Consider the following 18605-nt stretch of genomic DNA (forward strand, 5'->3'; position numbering starts at 1 on the left):
TTTATTTCATGCATTGTTTAGGATTCATGTATCGTAGGGATAATTTCTCCATGTGGACAATGAGTTGGATCATCCAGAAAATCCACTAATCGATCAATTAACTCAGGTGAAGAAGCATGTTCTAAAACTTCAGCCTGGGCATGAACTTCATCAGGTGAAAAACCTAATGATTGTACTAAAAATACTTCCCATATTTTATGAGTACGAATTAAACGTTCAGCAAACAAAATCCCTTTTTCTGTCAGTCTAGCTCCTTTATATCGTACATAATCTACATAATTTTCTGCCACTAACTTATTCAACATTTCTGTTGTAGATGCTGCAGATATTTGAAGCATATTAGTGATTGACTTATTAGAAACTACTTCATGATTGCCACCTAATTTATAAATCGCTTTAATATAATCCTCTTTATTAGGGGTCATATTGTTTCCTCCTTTAAACCTCACTAACAACACATTAAAAGTTTAAACTATCAACCTTTAATTTTCTTCAATAGTATACCATAAATCTGTATTAAAATAAACTGAACATCTGTATTAGTTTTCAATAAAACAGTAAAATTTTATATAAAGAAAAAGCGTAATAGTCAAAAGACTACTACGCTTTTTTTAATCTAAATGATTATTTTAAACGTCCTGGACGAGCTGCGTAACCATAGTATGCATCAGCAAGAATTTCTTCCATATGAGCTACCATTGGTAAACGAGGGTTCGCTGGTGAACATTGATCTTCATATGCTAATAATGCGATTTCGTGGATTGTTTCTTTCCATTCTTTTTCATCTACACCTTGAGCTTTGAAGTTCATTTCAATTCCTACACGTTCTCCTAATTCGTAAACAGCTTTTGCTAATGCATCTACTGCTTCTTCAGGAGTTGATGAAGGTAATCCTAACATTCTTGCAATGTCTTGGAATTTTTCATCTGCACGGTAGTAGTTATATTTAGGCCATGTAGCTGCTTTAGCTGGGCGAGTACCATTGTAACGGATAACATATGGAAGTAAGATTGCATTTGTACGTCCGTGTACTGTATGGAAGAATCCACCAACTTTGTGAGCCATTGAGTGAGACATTCCAAGGAATGCATTGGCAAATGCCATACCAGCCATTGTAGAAGCATTATGCATTTTTTCTCTTGATACGAAGTCTCCATTTTTAACTGAACTTTCTAAGTTTTCAAATACTAATTTGATTGCTTGTAAAGCTAAACCATCAGTGTAGTCATTCGCTAATGTTGAAGTATATGCTTCAACTGCGTGTGTTAATACGTCCATACCTGTATCTGCTGTAACAAATCCTGGAACTGTCATAACTAATGCTGGGTCAACAATCGCAATTGTTGGAGTTAATGAGTAGTCCGCTAATGGATATTTACGGTTATTTGCTTTATCAGAAATAACGGCAAATGGAGTTACTTCAGAACCTGTACCTGAAGTTGTTGGAATACCAACATATTTAGCTTTTTCACCTAATTCAGGGAATTTGAATGCACGTTTACGAATATCCATGAATTTTTGTACTAAATCACGGAAGTCAATTTGAGGTTGTTCGTAGAACATCCACATAACTTTAGCAGCATCCATTACAGAACCACCACCAAGAGCTACAATTGTATCTGGTTCAAATGATTTCATAATTTCAGCACCACGGTTAACTGTTGTGATATCTGGATCTGGTTCAACATCTGAGAATACTTCGTAAATAACTTTATTAGGGCGTAATTCTAATTGTTCAATCACACGTTGTAAGAATCCTAAGTTAACCATTTGTTGGTCAGTTACAATCATTACACGTTCTACATTTTTCATTTTTTGTAAGTATTGAATTGAATCACGTTCGAAATAGATTTTCGAAGGAACTTTAAACCATTGCATATTATTTCTACGTCTCCCTACTTTTTTGATATTTAATAGATTCACAACGCTTACGTTATCCCCAACTGAGTTACGTCCATAAGATCCGCAACCTAATGTTAGAGATGGAATAAATGCATTGTAAACATCCCCGATACCACCAAATGTAGATGGAGCATTCCAAATTACACGAATTGCACGTACAATACGTCCGAATTCTTTCGCTAATTCAGCATCTTCAGTATGAATTGCTGCAGAGTGTCCTAAACCATTAAATTCAACCATTTGTCTTGCTTTCTCAACACCATCTTCACGAGATTCTGATTTTAAGATTGCAATAACTGGAGATAATTTTTCACGAGTTAAAGGTTCTTTTTCGCCTACTTCGCTACATTCAGCTGCTAAAATATTTGTTCCTTCTGGAACTGAGAATCCTGCTTGTTCTGCAATCCATGCAGCAGGTTTACCTACGATATTAGCATTTAATTTAGCACCAGCACAGTTTTTACTGTTTGCTTTTACACCAAAGCAGAACTCTTCAAGTAATGCTTTTTCTTTTTTTGATACAAAATATGTGTGGTAGCTCTTTAATTCGGCTACAAATTCATCATAAATTTCTTTATCAATAATAGCTGCTTGTTCAGAAGCACAAACCATTCCGTTATCAAATGATTTACTCATTACGATATCGTGAGCAGCTTGACGAATGTTTGCTGATTTTTCAACATATGCAGGTACGTTACCAGCACCTACCCCTAAAGCAGGTTTTCCGCATGAATATGCGGCTTTAACCATTGCGTTACCACCTGTTGCTAAGATAGTTGCAATACCATCATGATTCATTAAAGCATTTGTTGCTTCGATTGATGGATGTTCAATCCATTGAATACAGTCTTCTGGAGCTCCAGCTGCAATCGCTGCATCACGAACGATTTGAGCTGCATGAGCTGAACTCTTTTGAGCTGATGGATGGAATGCAAATACGATTGGGTTACGTGTTTTCAAAGCAATTAATGATTTGAAAATTGCTGTTGAAGTTGGGTTTGTTGTTGGTGTAATACCACAAACAACCCCTACTGGTTCTGCAATTAATGTTAAACCTGTTACTTCGTCATCTTCAATAACTCCAACGGTTTTCGTATGACGCATATTGTGAACCACGTGTTCACATGCAAATAAATTTTTAGTCGCTTTATCTTCAAAAACTCCACGACCAGTTTCTTCTACAGCGTGTAATGCTAACACACCATGTTGATCAAGAGCTGCTACTGATGCTTTCGCTACAATATAGTCCACTTGTTCTTGATTGAGCAATCTGAACTTATCTAGTGCAACTAGCCCTTTCTCCACTAATTCATTCACTTCTTTTTGAGAGTCTACTACTTTTTTCTCTTCACTCACTGGGAATTCCTCCGTTGCTTGTTATTTTTATCACATGTTTATCATAACCTATTTCAACGATTTTGTAAATAGGTGAAAACGAATTTATTTTAAGAAAATATTTTCTTTTTGCTTGAAAATTCATTTTCATAAAAACTCTTATATTCGTTAAATTGAATATAAAGAGGAGAAACTTCTCCCCTCTATATGTTTTATTATAAGTGGACTGTTACATCATTTTCTTCAATTGTAAATTCTTTTGTTGCTAAGTTTGCTACTAAGCGAGCTTTTGATTGATGATCAGCGCTTGAACGTACAATTTCAATTGTTGATTCATCCGGAGTTGAAATTTGAATCTCACCATCCAAATCAAATGCTTTTGAAGTATTTCTAAAGCGTAATAATGATAATAATTGTTTGACAACTGGACGTTCAACTTCTTTTTCAATTTCTTCTAATGTATAGTAATGACGATTAATATTACGTCCTTCTTTTGTCGCTTCAAGAAGTTCAATATCATTTTCTCCTGCTAATAATCCTACATAATAAATTTGTGGGATACCCGGAGCAAAACATTGTAAAATTCTTGATAGTAAGTAACTCGCATCATCGTTTCCAAGTGCACTATAGTAAGTACTATTTATTTGATAAATATCTAAATTATTGTATTTCTCACTAGAATAAACTTTCTTCACATTTGCTCCAACTTTATACAATTGTTCTGAAGTATAGTCTAATTCTTCATCTGTTAATAAATCCCTAGCATCTACAACACCAATACCATCATGTGTATCTAATGTTGTAAATTGTTTCATTGGACTCATTTTTAACCAGTTTGCTAAACGGTTAGATTTTCCACTATAAAGCGAATATAAAACAACCATTGGTAATGCAAAATCATAAACAAAATAATCATGATCTGCAATTTTCATTTGAATCGAATAATGTTCATGAATTTCAGGTAATAATTCTACTTGATACTTTGCAGCTTCCGCTCTTACTTCATCTAATAAATCCCAAATTTCTGGTTCTACAAAGAAATCATTTGTATCTAATTTTTTCACAGCATATGCAAAAGCATCTAAACGAATGAGTGAACATCCATGACTTGCCATATCTTTAATCGTTTCACGAATAAATGCTTTTACTATTTCTTTTTTGACATCTAAATCAATTTGTTCTTCACCAAATGTATTCCACACTTCTTCTGTTGTACCATCTTCAAATTGAACCGTTTGAAAAGGTGCTTTATCTTTTCTTTTATAAATCAAATCAATATCTTCTTGTGTTGGACGTCCAGGAGGGAAAAATTCATGCACACGAATAAACATGTCTTTGTAAGGAGAATTTTCATGATTCTTTTTGAAATCTTGGAAAAATTTTGATTCACGAGAAATATGATTAATCATAAAATCAAACATTAAGTAATATTGCTCTCCTAATGCATCAACATCTTCCCAGCTTCCTAAGTCTGGATCAACTGTCGTATAATCACTTGGTGCAAATCCTCTATCACCTGTTGAAGGGAAAAACGGAAGTAAGTGTACTCCTCCAATTGATTCTTTAAAGTAAGTTTCTAAAACAAATTTTAGATCCTTCATATTTTTTCCTAAGCTATCTGAATAAGTAATCAGCATCGCTTCGTTTTTAATTTGCACATTTATCAACTCCTATTTCTACCAGCATTAAACCGGTTGCATAAATCTATTTTACCAAATATTAAAACGTTTGCATACTAGTATGCTTAAATTTTTTTGCAAGTTTTATATCCCTCCTGTATACTAGATAAAGATTATTTTCGAAAGGATGTTACTATGTTTACCATTTATGAACATGAACCTTTACATTTATTTAAAAATTATGAAAAAGCTTCTATAGATTTTCCAAATACAAATATATATTTAGATGAAGTATTATCCGCTTTTCCTGAATTTGGACTAGAAACAACCTACAAAGAAAGTTTAACATTCATTCAGAAACGAGCTTTCCAGTTGGCTAGTTTAGGAATTAAGACAACTGAAAAAGTAATGGTATACAAATCTTCTGCTGTCGATACTTATTGGTTAGCTTGTGCTATTTCATATTTAGGAGCAGTTCCTGTCATGACTTCTGCTCATCTTCCTTCTACCATTATTGATACATTTTTTGAACGATTGGAAGACGCATGGTTAATTTATGATGATGAAACAAAGGACAAAGTTAACCTTTTAAAAGAAAAAAATAAGTCTAAAGCTATTTCTGTTCAAGAAATTCAAAAACAAGTTGAAACGGTAACTCCATTAGTTTCTCTTAATCCAAATGAGATTAGTTATATGACACATACCTCTGGGACAACAGGTATTCCTAAACTAATTGCACACTCTGCTAACAGCATGGGATGGAGAACAGCTTTTCAAAAGAGTATATTTTCAAAAATGGAAGAAACTGGATTATTAGCATTCCATATTTCTCCAGTACATTCACGTTTTAATATTGGAATATCTTCTTTAATGAGTTTAGGATTTCCCTATTTAGCGATTAAAGATCCAAGTATTCCTAATATTGAAAACCTACTTCAACGATTTAAACCAATTGGAATTGAAACCCATCCGAATAATTTTGTTCAATGGTCTACTCTTGCTAAAGCACATCCAGAATTATTTGAAAATACTCGCTATTATCATTCGACATTTGACGCGATTAATAAAGAAACAATGGCTACTTTCTTAAAAACTAATCGTGAGAAAAATGCCATCTATTTACAAATTTATGGACAAAGTGAATGCGGACCTGCAATCGTTCGTAAACACACTTTGGAATCATTACCAGGAATGAATATCCGTAATATGGGAATTGGATTTGAACATTTTACAAAGGCAAGAATAGCAACGAATAACGGTACACTTCTACCAACGAATACAGCAGGAAATATCCAATTATATTCTAAAGGACGTGCTTTAACTTACTTTAAAGAAGATGATCGATTCCAAGAAAATGTTTACGATGAATGGTGGGATACTGGTGATTACGGCCTTATCAATGATAAAGGTGAATTACTACTCCATGACCGTCAAATAGATTTAGTAGAAACAGTAGAAAGTACACTAGCTATTGAAGATTATTTATTAGACCATCTTCCGTTCCTTGAAGAAGTCGTCATTATTCGTGATAACCATGGATACCCTCAGCCAATCATCGCTATTACCGATGGAGAACTCTTCCAAGAGGAATTATGGTTTAAAGCCATTGAAAACTTACCTCATTTAAATGAACCAATTATGATGGAATACGATAAAATTCCAAGAACAGCAACGATGAAAGTACAAAGACGCGCATTAGAACAATTATTATTTAACTAATAAAATAACGCTTCACAACAAGTTCGTTTTCTTGTTGTGAAGCGTTTATTGTTTTACGAAACTGTTCTAAATAGCTTATTCAAATTCTCTTGCAAATCTCATTAATTCTTTTACCGTTGTTGGTTCCATTTGCGCATGTCCTGCAGCAGTAGAAAAGACTAATTCAGCATGTGGCAATTTTTGTTTTAAATCGTATGCACCACTTGGACGACAATCGACATCATATCTACCATGAACAATTTTAATTGGAATCTCTTTTAATGTATTTGCATGATTAAGAATATAATTATCATCTTCTACAAAGCAATGGTGGTAGAAATAATGACATTCCATAATGGCAATTGCAAGCATGTCCTCATCTGATTCCTCACCAATAGTTTCCCTAGGTAATAAGGTAATAATACCACCTTCCCATCTAGCCCATTGACGAGCAGCTTCTAATCGAATAGATGCATCTTCACTTGTCAATCGCTTATAATAAGCTGTTACTAAATTATCTTGTTCTTCTACTGGAATATGATTTAAATAAGGTGCAAATTGATCTGGGAAGAAATCACTAGCCCCTTTTTGGTAAAGCCAATCGGTATCTTCTTGTCTTCCTAAGAAAATCCCACGTAGAATCAATCCCAGAACTCTTTCTGGATATTGAATAGCATAATGAAGGGATAAAGTCGTCCCCCAACTACCACCGAACACAACCCATTTTTCAATTCCTAGCTTTTCACGGATTTTTTCCATATCAGAAACTAAATATTGCGTAGTATTCTCCTCTAATGAAAGAAAAGGTAAACTTTTCCCACAACCACGTTGGTCAAATTGAATCATTCGGTAAACATCTGGATTAAATAATTGGCGAGTTATCGGACTCGACCCTCCGCCTGGTCCACCATGAACAATAATAACCGGTTTTCCATTTGGATTTCCTGATTCCATCACAAATACTTGATGTGTTGAAGAAACTTCTAAATAAAATTCATTATAAGGCTCAATTGGCGGAAATAATGTATTATTTTCCATGTATTTTCTCCTTATTATAAGTGATTTAATGCTACTTGAATGGCTTCATCATAATTTGGTTCATCTGTCATTTCTTGAACAATTTCTTGATAAACAATTGTTCCATTTTGATCCAACACAAAAATCGAACGTTGGTCTACGCTTAATTCAGGAACATAAATGCCATATGCTTCTCCAAATGTAAAATCAACATCGCATAACATTTCCATTGCAACATCATTTGCCGAACACCAATTTTTAAATTCATCTTTGTTATTTTTACTAATCGTCACTAATTGAATACTTGGATGTTCTTTCATTTTTTTATGGAATGCTTTTGTTTGAATATCGCAAACTCGAGTATTAATATCTGGAACAACACTGATTAATGTTACGCTTCCTGCAAAAGATTCTGGAGTTTTAACTTCTCCATGAATGCATTCTAATGAAAAGTGAGGAGCTTTTTCTCCTACTATTGGTAATTCTCCTTTTAATTCATATGGGTTATTGTGTCGTGTAATAAACATCATTCATTCTCCTTTTTTATAATATTTTTTACAATCAATTTTAATTCAGGTAATACTTCTTCTTCAAACCATGGATTTTTCTTCATCCACCTTATATTTAAAGGAGAAGGATGTACTAATGGAAAATACTTTGGCAAGTATTCAGAGTAACTTCTTACCGTTTCAGTTAAATTCTCTTTTTTCGTTTCTTTTAAATAATAATTTTGTGCATATGAGCCAACTAACAAAATACACTCAACCTGTTTCAATAATGGTAAAACTAATGGATGCCATTTTGGGGCAAATCCTTTTCTAGGTGGTTTATCGCCACTTTTGCCTTTTCCAGGATAGTAAAAATCCATTGGAACGACTGCAAATAATCCAGATTCGTAAAATAACGTTTTATCAATTCCCAGCCATTCTCTTAAACGGTCTCCACTTTTATCCCAGAAAAACTTACGGCTTTCTTGAGCTTTCAATCCTGGTGCTTGACCAATAATTAAAATTTTAGCTGTTTCCGGAATCCAAAATAATGGTTCAATTCCTTGCTCCGTATAAATTAGATTTTCTTCATCCTGCATAATTTGTTCTTTTAATTGTTCAAAAGACAATTGTACCATCTCCAATTTCTACTGCTAGATTTAACGATAAACAAACATAGCATCTCCAAAGCTAAAGAAACGATAACGTTCACGAATAGCATGGTGATAAGCTTCTAATGTAAAGTCTCGCCCTAAATAAGCACTCACTAACATCACTAATGTTGATTTTGGAAGGTGGAAATTTGTAATAAAGGCATCCACTACTTTAAATTCATATCCTGGCGAAATGAAAATATCTGTCCATCCACTACTTGGAACGATTTCTCCTTGATTAGCTGAACCTACTGTTTCTAATGTACGAATTGAAGTTGTTCCTACTGCAATCACTCGTTTTCCATTTTTCTTTGTTTCTGCAATGACCTCTGCTGTTTCTTTTGAAATATGATAATATTCCGAATGCATTTTATGATCTTCTAAATGATCCACAGAAACGGGTCTAAAAGTACCTAATCCAACATGTAAAGTAATCGGAACAATTTGAATTCCTTTTTGTTGAATTTTTTCCATTAATTCTTTTGTAAAATGCAACCCTGCTGTTGGTGCAGCTGCAGAACCATTTTCCTTTGCATAAACCGTTTGATAACGTTCTTGATCATCTAATCGTTCTTTGATATACGGTGGTAATGGCATTTCACCTAATGATTCTAAAATTTCTAAAAATACTCCATCGTATTGAAATTCAATGATTCTTCCACCTTGCTCTAATTCTTCTGTCACAGTGGCCTTTAATCGTCCATCACCAAAGGATACTACTGTTCCAACTTTCATTCTTTTAGCTGGCTTTACAAGAGTTTCCCAGCAATCTCCATGCGTATTGTGTAGTAGTAGCACTTCAATATGAGCCCCTGTTCCCTCTTTTTCACCATATAATCTCGCTGGCAATACTCTTGTATTATTGACAACTAATATATCGCCTTCTTCTAAATAATCAATAATTTCAGAAAAATGTTTATCTTCTACACTATGTTCTGTTTCATTAACGACTAATAAACGTGATGAAGTTCGATCTTTCAAAGGTGTTTGAGCAATCTGTTCTTCTGGTAAATCAAAATCAAAATCTTGAGTTGTATAATTCATTCTTATTCCATCTTTCTATTTTAATATCTTCTATTCAAATGAACATAAGCTTCTGGAGTCACCATTCTTCCTCTTGAAGTTCGCTTAATAAATCCGATTTGTAATAAATACGGTTCATACATATCTTCGATTGTTTCAGCATCTTCAGAAATATTGGCAGCAATCGCTCCTAATCCTACTGGTCCACCATCATATAAATCAATCATGGCATTCAATAATTTACGGTCAATCGCATCTAAGCCCTTTTCATCTACTTGAAGGACTTTCAAAGCTTTTTGCGTAATTTCTTTTGAAATGCCACCTTCTTCATATACTTGAGAAAAATCACGCACACGTTTTAATAAACGGTTGGCAATACGAGGGGTTCCTCTTGAACGAAGGGCTACCTCTCTAGCTGCTTCTTCATGTATTTCACTTTCAAATACACTAGCTGTTCGCTTCACAATTTCTGTTAAGGATTGTTCATCATAATATTCCATATGAGACACAATTCCAAAACGATCCCTTAATGGAGCGGATAAAGCACCCGCACGAGTTGTCGCTCCCACTAAAGTGAAAGGAGGTAATGGAAAATGAACGGGATGTGCTGTTGGTCCTTGACCTACTACAATATCCACAAAGAAATCTTCCATTGCAGAATAGAGCATTTCTTCTACTACACGAGGTAAGCGATGAATTTCATCGATAAACAATACATCTCCAGCATTTAGATCATTTAATAAAGCAACCAAATCTCCAGGCCGTTCAATAGCTGGACCACTCGTTGTTTTAATTCCTACTTCTAGTTCATTTGCAATGACCATCGCTAAAGTCGTTTTCCCTAATCCAGGAGGTCCATATAATAAGACATGATCCAAAGCTTCTTGCCTGCTGCGAGCAGCTTGAATATAAATGGATAACTCTTCTTTTACTTTTTGCTGACCAATATATTGTTGTAAATTTTGCGGTCGTAATGATAATTCCGTTGAAACTTCTTGCTCATCTAAGGGACTACCATCTACAAATCGATGTTCTTCCACACAATTCTTCCTTTCTATTTCATCAATAATTTAAAGGCAATGGATAATGCTTCTTGTGTTGTTTGAGGAGCAGCTGCTTCTAGCTCTTTCCAAACTTTTGTAATTTCTTTTGCAGAATATCCTAATCCTAATAATGCTTCTCTTGCTTCTTCTAACTGTTTAATTCCAGTTGCAGTTTCTACTACTGGAGTGGCTACTTCTTCCACTACAATATTCGTGAATTTTCCTTTTAAATCTAATACAATTTGTTGAGCAGTTTTCTTACCCACTCCAGGGAATTTTGTTAAGTATGTAATATTGCCTGATTCTACTGCTTGAATAAAACCATTCACATCATCATTTGCTAAAATCGATACTGCACTTTTTGGTCCGATACCAGAAACACTAATTAATTTTTGGAATAATTCTTTTTCTTCATCACTTAAAAAACCATACAATGTAATCGAATCTTCTCGAACAATTTGTTGAAGCTCTACTCGAATGACTTCATTCAATTTTAATTGGATACGATATGGATTGGCGAACATAATTTGATATCCAATCCCATGATTTTCTACGACAATATAGGTTGGCTGAATAGCCACTAATTCTCCTTTAAGATATTCGTACATCTCATACCTCCGTTTTATTTCATCCTAATTAGTGTATCACGAAAACGGCTTAAATTCTAATAATCTACTGAGAAAAATAGCATTAAATGTGTACAAAAAAGACGATAGATTTGAATTCTATCGTCCATATCATTTGTCAGTAATTTCATCTATTTTATTTCGACGAATTTGTAATTGAGTCTGCCAATCTTCCATTTGATCAATAAACTTTTTACCTTTCAATCGAATTCCTACATATTCGTCCATTAATGAGTCACAAAGTCTTTTTAAATCTGCTTTTGTTTCTGAAGATAGACTCAATGATTGAATTTGCAAAGGAGATTTCATTGCAACAAGGAGCCTTGCAATATGCACTGCTTTTGGACTTAATTGTAATCTCTTCTCATCTTTATCATAGTGTCTTGAACATAACAATCCATGATGTTTCAACGAAATATCAAACGGTCCAACCGACTCTTCACAAAAACAACACTGTTGCCATTGAAAGGCCACTCCAAAATATTTTAACATTTTTAATTCAAAATAATGCATTAAAATAAATGGATCTAAGTCATTTTCCACCGCACGAATACAATTTTCTAATAAATCATACAACTCAGTATTCACGATTCGATCTTCCATTACAGCATCGACTAATTGCATCATATACGTCATGACTGCTTGAACTTCAATTTGTTCATATATCCGTCGATGATTTTGGACTTCAAGACATTCCCTAATAAAGCTAAATCCATTTTGATGAATGGTTCCTATAAAAACAGCTCTTGTAAAAGGTAACGTTGCTGCAGATAAAGGATGGCTCGAGCGTTGTAAATTTCTTACAAAAAACATTTGCTTGCCAAATTCTCGAGAGAAAATCTTAACAATCATATCGTGTTCTTTATATTCTTGTCGAAATAAAACAATGCCGGTAAACTTTTGAAAGTATTCCATAAAGTCACCTTAATCTTTATAGTCTGTTGTACGATAGCCAAAGTCTTGTAAATGACTCTTTTTCTTACGCCAATCTTTTTCAACTTTAACCCATAATTCTAAATATACTTTATTTCCTAGTAATTGTTCGATATCTTTCCTTGCTCTGACACCAATTTCTTTCAGTAATTTACCACCTTTACCGATGATAATTCCTTTTTGAGTTGGTCGCTCAACAATAATATTGGCATAAACATGTACTTTATCAAATTCATCTTTTTGCATTTTATCTACAGTAACTGCAACTGAATGAGGAATTTCTTCTTTTGTTAAATGTAAGATTTTCTCACGAATTAACTCCGACACAACGAAATATTCTGGATGGTCTGTAATTTGATCACTTGGATAATATTGAGGTCCCTCTGGTAAATGATTCGTTAAAGTTGTCATTAATTCTTGAACATTGTTTCCTTGTAAAACTGAAATTGGAATAATGCCTGCAAATGGAATTGTTTCTTGATATGATTCAACTCGGTCTAACAATTCATCTGGAGAAATTAAATCAATTTTATTTAACACTAGAAAGACGGGCGTTTTAATTTTCTTTAATTTTTCAATAATAAAGTCATCACCAGGACCTCTTTTTTCTGCAGCATTCACCATAAATAATACAGCATCTACTTCTTTTAATGCAGAATAAGCACTTTCTACCATGAAGTTTCCCAATTCATGCTTCGGTTTATGAATTCCTGGAGTATCTAAAAAGACAATTTGACAATCTTGATTCGTATATACCCCTTGAATTTTATTACGTGTTGTTTGAGCTTTATCCGACATAATGGCAATTTTTTGCCCTAAAACATAATTCATAAAAGTAGATTTTCCTACATTTGGTCTACCAACAATTGCTACAAAACCTGATTTAAATTGTTTTGACATATTACTCTCCTTATAAAAATATTTGTAAAATCTTTGGAATAAAAATTCCAGAAGCCATAATGAGTACAAATATAGCTCCCATTAATACGACACCCGCTGCTACATCTTTTGCTTTTTTAGCGGCTAAATGATAATTATGTTCTACCATTAAATCCACTAATTGCTCTACAACGGTATTTAACATTTCTAAAATAAACATTAAAAAGATACAAAATACAATCCAGTACCATTCAAATCTTTCAATTTTTAATAAGAACCCAAGGATAACGACTACTATTGCAGCAACAATATCGAATCTGAAATTTCTCTCATCTTGAAATACCGTTTTAATACCATTCACAGCATGCTTCATGGATTGTTTAAAATGATGATTTTTCTCAACTTGTTTATGCATTTCTCGTTAAACCATAGGCTGTTAAAATTTCTGTTTGTAAGCCTGTCATTTCTTTTTCTTCTTCTTCTGTTTGATGATCGTATCCATTTAAATGTAAAAAACCATGTAAAGCTAAGAACCCTAATTCACGCTCTAAACTATGTCCATATTCTTCTGCTTGTTCTTTTGCACGATCAACTGAAATAATGATATCCCCAATGGAAGTTACAAAATTTTCATCTGAAGCCATAAAGTTTTTAATTGGATCCATATCTTCGTCTTCATCATCTAAAGCAAAACTAATGACATCCGTTACTTTGTCAATATTTCTAAAATCTCGATTAATCTCACGAATTCTTTCACTTGATACAAATGAAATACAGCATTCACGATTTTCTGGATAATGTAAATAGTCACTCGCAAATGATACAACATCTTCTACCAATTTTTGGTATTCTTCTTTTACTACTTCTGTTTCGTCTATTAATTCAATAAACATAATATTTCCTTTCTACTTCACTTCTTGTTTTTTAATTGTTGGATATTCAATTCTTGAATGGAAAGTACCATTTAATGAAGTCACAATCATTTTTTCTACAATCGCTATTTCTTTCATTGTAATATCACATTCTACAAATTGTTCATCTTCTAGTCGGTTCATAATAATGGAATGGACTAATGCTTCAACTTTTTCTAATGTCGGTTCTTTCATCGCACGAGTTGCTGCTTCTGCACTATCCACGATATTAATAATTGCTGCCTCTTTTGTTTGAGGTTTTGGTCCTGGATAACGGAAATCTTCTTCTTTTACATCCGGATTATTTTTTAGCGCTTCTGCATAAAAATATTTCATCAATGTTGTTCCATGATGTTGTGCACATATATCAATGACTGCTTGAGGCAATTGATGTTGTGTTAAAATTTCTACCCCTTTTGTAACATGATTAAAAATAATTTGAGCTGACTCTTCAGCACTTATCATATTATGAGGAGATTCCATATGTCCTGGTAAATTCTCAATAAAGAAAAATGGATGTTCTAATTTTCCAATATCGTGATAATAGCACGCTACTCTTGCTAATTGAGAATCCCCACCAATTGCTTCTACACAGTTTGCAGAAATATTTGCAACCATTAAGCTATGATGATAAGTTCCCGGTGCTTTTGTAATCAAATCTTTTAATAATGGTTGATTTGGATTCGATAATTCAGCCCATAATAATACCGAACTATCTTCAAATACATAAGATAAATACGGCATTAAAATGACTGGTAATATAAATGATAAAAATCCACTTAATAGTAAAAATAAGAAGACTAACATCGTTTGTTGCGTTTGAAACTCATAATTACTATATAAAACAAATGGAACCCCTAATAAAACTGGATAAAGAAGATATTTAATAAATCGTTTTATCCAAGCTTGTGTACTCCATATTTTTTCATTTAAAATTCCTATCCATGCAATCATTGAAAGGAATACTGTTGTTAAAATTAAATGTAAACTATTAGTCGACTGAGAAAAGAAATACCAAGAAAAGATTGGCATTAAAACAATTGAAAAAATCGTCAGCCTTAAACTCTTTGTTAAACGATACAACAGATAAATAAAACCAGCAATTGGGAATACTAAGCCAATATGTTCAACTCCTCTATGTTGTACTAAAGCAAGTATTTTTAAGACGAATACTCCGGCAACAAATACTAAACTAAAAACTGTCAATGCAGTTGCAGTATCACTTGGATTTTGTTTATCCGTTTGAGTAGGGTTATAAAAATATACAGCTAAGAAAATAATGATTCCTGTTAAGAATATTAAATAACTAAATAATTCGTGATAGTTTCGTTGTCCATTACTTAATCCAAATAATTCAATCAGACGAATCTCTTGACTTGAAATCACATGTCCTTCTTGGATCAGCACTTGTCCTTGCAAAATTTTTACTGGAGTAACTGCTGCTTTTGCTGCTTCTTTTGCCTTTTGAGTGGCTTCTTTATCAACTACATTATTTACAACAACAGAAACTGTCACTAATTGACCTAATAAATCCCTTTCTGTATCAGAATAGTCGCTATAAAATAAAGTTTTCTTTGCTTCTTCTTGAGCTTTTGTAACGTTACTTTCACTAATAGCATTTTTCATTTGTGTTTCTACAACTGATTTTAATGTCTTCTCATAAGAAGCTAACTGTTCATTATTCGCTTGTAATAATTGAGAAATATATTTATCAGGTATGAAAATGGCAAACTCTCGAATGGATTGATTCTCTTTTTCAAGTGATTTCTTAAAATATTGAACTCTTTCCTGTGTCGTTGCCACTCTTGTCACAGATTCTTCAGAAGAATTACTTTGATCTGTTTTAATAATTTCAGCAGATGCCTTAGAGGCAACTGATTTAATCGCTTGGAAAAATTGCTGAATATTTGTTAATTGCTTCGTCATACGTTCTTGGTCAAACACTAATACATCACTAACAGCATCCATTGCAATTTGTTGATTTTTCTCTGTTTGAGCTTTATCTTCCAAAGTTCTTGGAGCACGAATCGTTTCCTTAGCAACTTGATTCAATTCTACTGTATAAGTCGTTGGTTTTACACTTCCATATCCAATGACAAGTAGTGCAATAAATGTTAAAAAAAGAAGTAAGGGCAAATAGAAAATGCCCAAAACTTCCTGAAATTTTCGCAGTTTCTGTCTCATTTTTCATTTACTCCTTACTTATTCACCTTGATCTGAATAGGCATCAATAATACTTGATACTAATGGATGACGAACGACATCAAATGCATCAAATTCCACAAAAGAAATACCACTAATTCCTTTTAGTTTATTTTCAGCATCTACTAAACCACTCATATGACTTCCTTTTGGTAAGTCTACTTGTGTTTTATCTCCATTAATAATCATTTTTGAACCAAATCCTAAACGAGTTAGGAACATTTTCATTTGAGCTCTTGTTGTATTTTGTGCTTCATCTAAAATAATAAATGCTTCTTCTAATGTACGTCCACGCATATAAGCAAGTGGAGCTACTTCAATGACTCCACGTTCTAATAAACGATTCGTATGTTCAACTCCATAAATGGCATATAACGCATCATAAATCGGACGTAAATATGGATCGACCTTCTCTTTTAAATCCCCTGGTAAAAATCCTAAATTTTCCCCGGCTTCAACAGCTGGTCGTGTTAAAATAATTTTCTTGACTTGACCTTTTTTTAAAGCTTGAACAGCCATCACAACTGCTACGAAAGTTTTACCAGTTCCTGCAGGCCCAATACCAAATACCATATCTGTTTTCTTAATCGCATGAATATATTGTTGTTGTCCAAATGTTTTTGCGCGAATGGGTTTCCCAGAGAATGTACGACCAATTTCCTCATTATATAAATTTAAGAAATAATCCAATGTACCTCTTTTAGCCATTTTAATCGCTGTGACAATATCTGTTTGAGAGATTGAAATACCACGGGCTATTAATTCTTGTAGTTGTTCTAATAACATTACAGTTTGTTTTACAGACTCTTCTTCACCGGAAATTAACAATTGTTCTTCACGATGAGTAATGAGTGTTTCAAACGTTTCTTCCAATAATCTCAAATGTTGGTCCTGTGAACCGAATAATTGAACGAGTTGTGGATGATCTTGGATTTCTAACGCTTGTTTAAAGTTTTCTTCTGCCACACTGTTAACCTCCATTTACTGTATGTAGCACTATTATAGCATATTTTAACTGTTTCTTTCTATGAATTTACTGTGAGGAAAAATTAAAAAAGCTTTCCTTAAATTGTTCAACCATTAAATATTTTTATAATAATAATTGGTATAAAAACTTCTTAAGGAAAGTTTAATTTAAATATATTTCATCAATGACTTACTTTATTATTTTTAAAACAAATACTATAAAACTCTAACGCTTAATAAAAAAGGAAGACTTAATATTCATCTCATGTAATAATCTTTCCTCTTTATTAGGATATACTTTAGAAAAAGTATTTACAAACTCTTCCAAAGTGGACTTTAAATTTAATAATGGGATTTTATTGTCAATTAACGCTGAACAAGATATTAATATTGCCCAGTCATTTTTCCCATATCCTTTTTTATAATCTGTTGTTGATATTTCAATTTGAGGATGAATTAATGTTGTATACCTAATATGAGCTTCATTTGGTCTATAATTAAATATTCTCCCACCATGTGCGGCTCTATTACGATATGCCCTAAATAAAAACAACATATCCATAAAAAGTATTGTTAAATCATCATTTTGTTTAATAATATCAACAGGGATTCCAAAAAAACGAGAAATAATAATTCTTTTAATTTCAGATTTTTGCAATTTAATAAAATTAATTAGATTACCAAATGTAGTACCCTTTAACAAAATCCACGGCGGACAATTTCCATGAACTTCTCTATAATGTTTAAATGGTTGTGTATCATCATTTATAATTTTACTGAATTTATTTAAAAGTTGATCTAGTTTATAAGTTCCATCTGAATATTTCTTTCCATCTCTATAGTTCGTTCGTACTAAATAATCAGATTCTAAGTACCCAAAATTTTCAGCAATAGTATACGCAACTATAGTTCTAAGATTGGCTTCAATATTTTGCATGGCAATCATAGTTGTATTTCTTAGCCTACTATCTAATTCATATAAAGTAAATATAGCATCAAAAGTAGTACCTTCTTGAAATTTATCTGGATTTGAATTCTCTAAAAATATATTTTTATATCCATTTATGATTTCGTAATAACCATAATTCTGAAGAAGATGTTTAGCTTGTTCCTTCGAACTATCTGTAAAGAATATCCCGCGTTCCTCTAATAAAACAATCTGTTCTTCTATGGTTTTAAATGGTTTATCTGACATAATTTTCTCCTTTATACCACAAAAGAGCTACAAGTAAACTTGTAGCTCCTTGCCGGCTGAACCTCAGCCCTTCATTAAGATTACTACAATACTAGCATTATTAAATTTATTTGTC

The 18605-nt window shown here is 32.9% G+C and carries 17 protein-coding genes; 1 reads left to right on the forward strand and 16 read right to left on the reverse strand.

The genetic code is table 11. The features are described from left to right. Positions 1-17 precede the first annotated feature (17 nt). The 3 genes from HMPREF0446_RS04875 to gtfA all read right to left on the reverse strand — a co-directional run bounded on the left by HMPREF0446_RS04875 (position 18) and on the right by gtfA (position 4895). Complete coding sequence (locus HMPREF0446_RS04875) at positions 18-425, reverse strand: metal-dependent transcriptional regulator (protein WP_006702512.1); 408 nt, start codon at positions 423-425, stop codon at positions 18-20. Between the two features lie 199 nt (positions 426-624). Further along, positions 625-3258 (reverse strand): bifunctional acetaldehyde-CoA/alcohol dehydrogenase, encoded by a 2634-nt coding sequence (gene adhE, locus HMPREF0446_RS04880; protein WP_006702511.1) that lies wholly within the window; start codon positions 3256-3258, stop codon positions 625-627. Between the two features lie 194 nt (positions 3259-3452). Beyond that, positions 3453-4895, reverse strand: a complete 1443-nt coding sequence (gtfA, locus tag HMPREF0446_RS04885; RefSeq protein ID WP_006702510.1) for a sucrose phosphorylase — start codon at positions 4893-4895, stop codon at positions 3453-3455. Between the two features lie 156 nt (positions 4896-5051). On the opposite strand from gtfA, the gene HMPREF0446_RS04890 reads away from it, so the two are divergent. After that, a complete protein-coding gene (locus HMPREF0446_RS04890) occupies positions 5052-6575 on the forward strand; it encodes an AMP-binding protein (protein WP_006702509.1) in 1524 nt (507 codons plus the stop codon). A gap of 75 nt (positions 6576-6650) precedes the next feature. Here HMPREF0446_RS04890 and pip read toward each other — a convergent pair whose 3' ends face one another. The 13 genes from pip to HMPREF0446_RS04955 form a co-directional block, all read right to left on the reverse strand. Further along, a complete protein-coding gene (pip, locus tag HMPREF0446_RS04895) occupies positions 6651-7592 on the reverse strand; it encodes a prolyl aminopeptidase (RefSeq protein WP_006702508.1) in 942 nt (313 codons plus the stop codon). Between the two features lie 14 nt (positions 7593-7606). Beyond that, the gene (locus tag HMPREF0446_RS04900; protein ID WP_006702507.1) at positions 7607-8098 is read right to left on the reverse strand and encodes a thiol peroxidase; all 492 of its coding nucleotides are present in this window, start codon (positions 8096-8098) and stop codon (positions 7607-7609) included. Further along, complete coding sequence (locus HMPREF0446_RS04905) at positions 8098-8697, reverse strand: uracil-DNA glycosylase family protein (protein ID WP_040507555.1); 600 nt, start codon at positions 8695-8697, stop codon at positions 8098-8100. Before HMPREF0446_RS04905 ends, HMPREF0446_RS04900 begins: the two co-directional genes overlap by 1 nt. A gap of 21 nt (positions 8698-8718) precedes the next feature. After that, entirely contained in the window at positions 8719-9756 is a 1038-nt protein-coding gene (gene queA / locus HMPREF0446_RS04910) for a tRNA preQ1(34) S-adenosylmethionine ribosyltransferase-isomerase QueA (protein ID WP_006702505.1), read from the reverse strand. Between the two features lie 20 nt (positions 9757-9776). Next, positions 9777-10775 carry a Holliday junction branch migration DNA helicase RuvB gene (ruvB, locus tag HMPREF0446_RS04915; protein ID WP_006702504.1) on the reverse strand — a complete coding sequence of 333 codons (999 nt, stop codon included), beginning with the start codon at positions 10773-10775 and terminating at the stop codon, positions 9777-9779. A 14-nt stretch (positions 10776-10789) separates the two neighbouring features. After that, positions 10790-11386, reverse strand: a complete 597-nt coding sequence (gene ruvA / locus HMPREF0446_RS04920) for a Holliday junction branch migration protein RuvA (RefSeq protein ID WP_006702503.1) — start codon at positions 11384-11386, stop codon at positions 10790-10792. Between the two features lie 129 nt (positions 11387-11515). After that, positions 11516-12319 (reverse strand): DNA repair protein RecO, encoded by an 804-nt coding sequence (recO, locus tag HMPREF0446_RS04925; protein WP_006702502.1) that lies wholly within the window; start codon positions 12317-12319, stop codon positions 11516-11518. Between the two features lie 9 nt (positions 12320-12328). Further along, positions 12329-13237, reverse strand: coding sequence for a GTPase Era (era, locus tag HMPREF0446_RS04930; protein ID WP_006702501.1), 909 nt, complete (start codon positions 13235-13237; stop codon positions 12329-12331). A 10-nt stretch (positions 13238-13247) separates the two neighbouring features. Then, complete coding sequence (locus tag HMPREF0446_RS04935; RefSeq protein WP_006702500.1) at positions 13248-13631, reverse strand: diacylglycerol kinase family protein; 384 nt, start codon at positions 13629-13631, stop codon at positions 13248-13250. Beyond that, positions 13624-14109: an rRNA maturation RNase YbeY gene (ybeY, locus tag HMPREF0446_RS04940; protein ID WP_006702499.1), complete on the reverse strand. Its 486-nt coding sequence runs from the start codon at positions 14107-14109 to the stop codon at positions 13624-13626. The genes HMPREF0446_RS04935 and ybeY overlap by 8 nt, the downstream gene beginning before the upstream one ends. A 12-nt stretch (positions 14110-14121) precedes the next feature. Beyond that, positions 14122-16311: an HD family phosphohydrolase gene (locus HMPREF0446_RS04945; RefSeq protein WP_006702498.1), complete on the reverse strand. Its 2190-nt coding sequence runs from the start codon at positions 16309-16311 to the stop codon at positions 14122-14124. Between the two features lie 18 nt (positions 16312-16329). Further along, positions 16330-17310 carry a PhoH family protein gene (locus HMPREF0446_RS04950; RefSeq protein WP_006702497.1) on the reverse strand — a complete coding sequence of 327 codons (981 nt, stop codon included), beginning with the start codon at positions 17308-17310 and terminating at the stop codon, positions 16330-16332. Positions 17311-17521: 211 nt separating this feature from the next. Further along, positions 17522-18490: an Abi family protein gene (locus tag HMPREF0446_RS04955; protein WP_006702496.1), complete on the reverse strand. Its 969-nt coding sequence runs from the start codon at positions 18488-18490 to the stop codon at positions 17522-17524. Positions 18491-18605 lie beyond the last annotated feature (115 nt).

This window comes from Granulicatella elegans ATCC 700633 (genome assembly GCF_000162475.2).
GTDB classification, from domain to species: Bacteria; Bacillota; Bacilli; order Lactobacillales; family Aerococcaceae; genus Granulicatella; species Granulicatella elegans.

Coding starts and splice junctions, on each gene's coding strand:
- recO (WP_006702502.1), bottom strand. CDS start 12,319: ATGGAATACTTTCAAAAGTTTACCGGCATTGTTTTATTTCGACAAGAA.
- HMPREF0446_RS04900 (WP_006702507.1), bottom strand. CDS start 8,098: ATGTTTATTACACGACACAATAACCCATATGAATTAAAAGGAGAATTA.
- HMPREF0446_RS04955 (WP_006702496.1), bottom strand. CDS start 18,490: ATGTCAGATAAACCATTTAAAACCATAGAAGAACAGATTGTTTTATTA.
- pip (WP_006702508.1), bottom strand. CDS start 7,592: ATGGAAAATAATACATTATTTCCGCCAATTGAGCCTTATAATGAATTT.
- queA (WP_006702505.1), bottom strand. CDS start 9,756: ATGAATTATACAACTCAAGATTTTGATTTTGATTTACCAGAAGAACAG.
- HMPREF0446_RS04950 (WP_006702497.1), bottom strand. CDS start 17,310: ATGGAGGTTAACAGTGTGGCAGAAGAAAACTTTAAACAAGCGTTAGAA.
- ruvA (WP_006702503.1), bottom strand. CDS start 11,386: ATGTACGAATATCTTAAAGGAGAATTAGTGGCTATTCAGCCAACCTAT.
- HMPREF0446_RS04945 (WP_006702498.1), bottom strand. CDS start 16,311: ATGAGACAGAAACTGCGAAAATTTCAGGAAGTTTTGGGCATTTTCTAT.
- HMPREF0446_RS04935 (WP_006702500.1), bottom strand. CDS start 13,631: ATGCATAAACAAGTTGAGAAAAATCATCATTTTAAACAATCCATGAAG.
- HMPREF0446_RS04905 (WP_040507555.1), bottom strand. CDS start 8,697: ATGGTACAATTGTCTTTTGAACAATTAAAAGAACAAATTATGCAGGAT.
- ybeY (WP_006702499.1), bottom strand. CDS start 14,109: ATGTTTATTGAATTAATAGACGAAACAGAAGTAGTAAAAGAAGAATAC.
- HMPREF0446_RS04875 (WP_006702512.1), bottom strand. CDS start 425: ATGACCCCTAATAAAGAGGATTATATTAAAGCGATTTATAAATTAGGT.
- HMPREF0446_RS04890 (WP_006702509.1), top strand. CDS start 5,052: ATGTTTACCATTTATGAACATGAACCTTTACATTTATTTAAAAATTAT.
- era (WP_006702501.1), bottom strand. CDS start 13,237: ATGTCAAAACAATTTAAATCAGGTTTTGTAGCAATTGTTGGTAGACCA.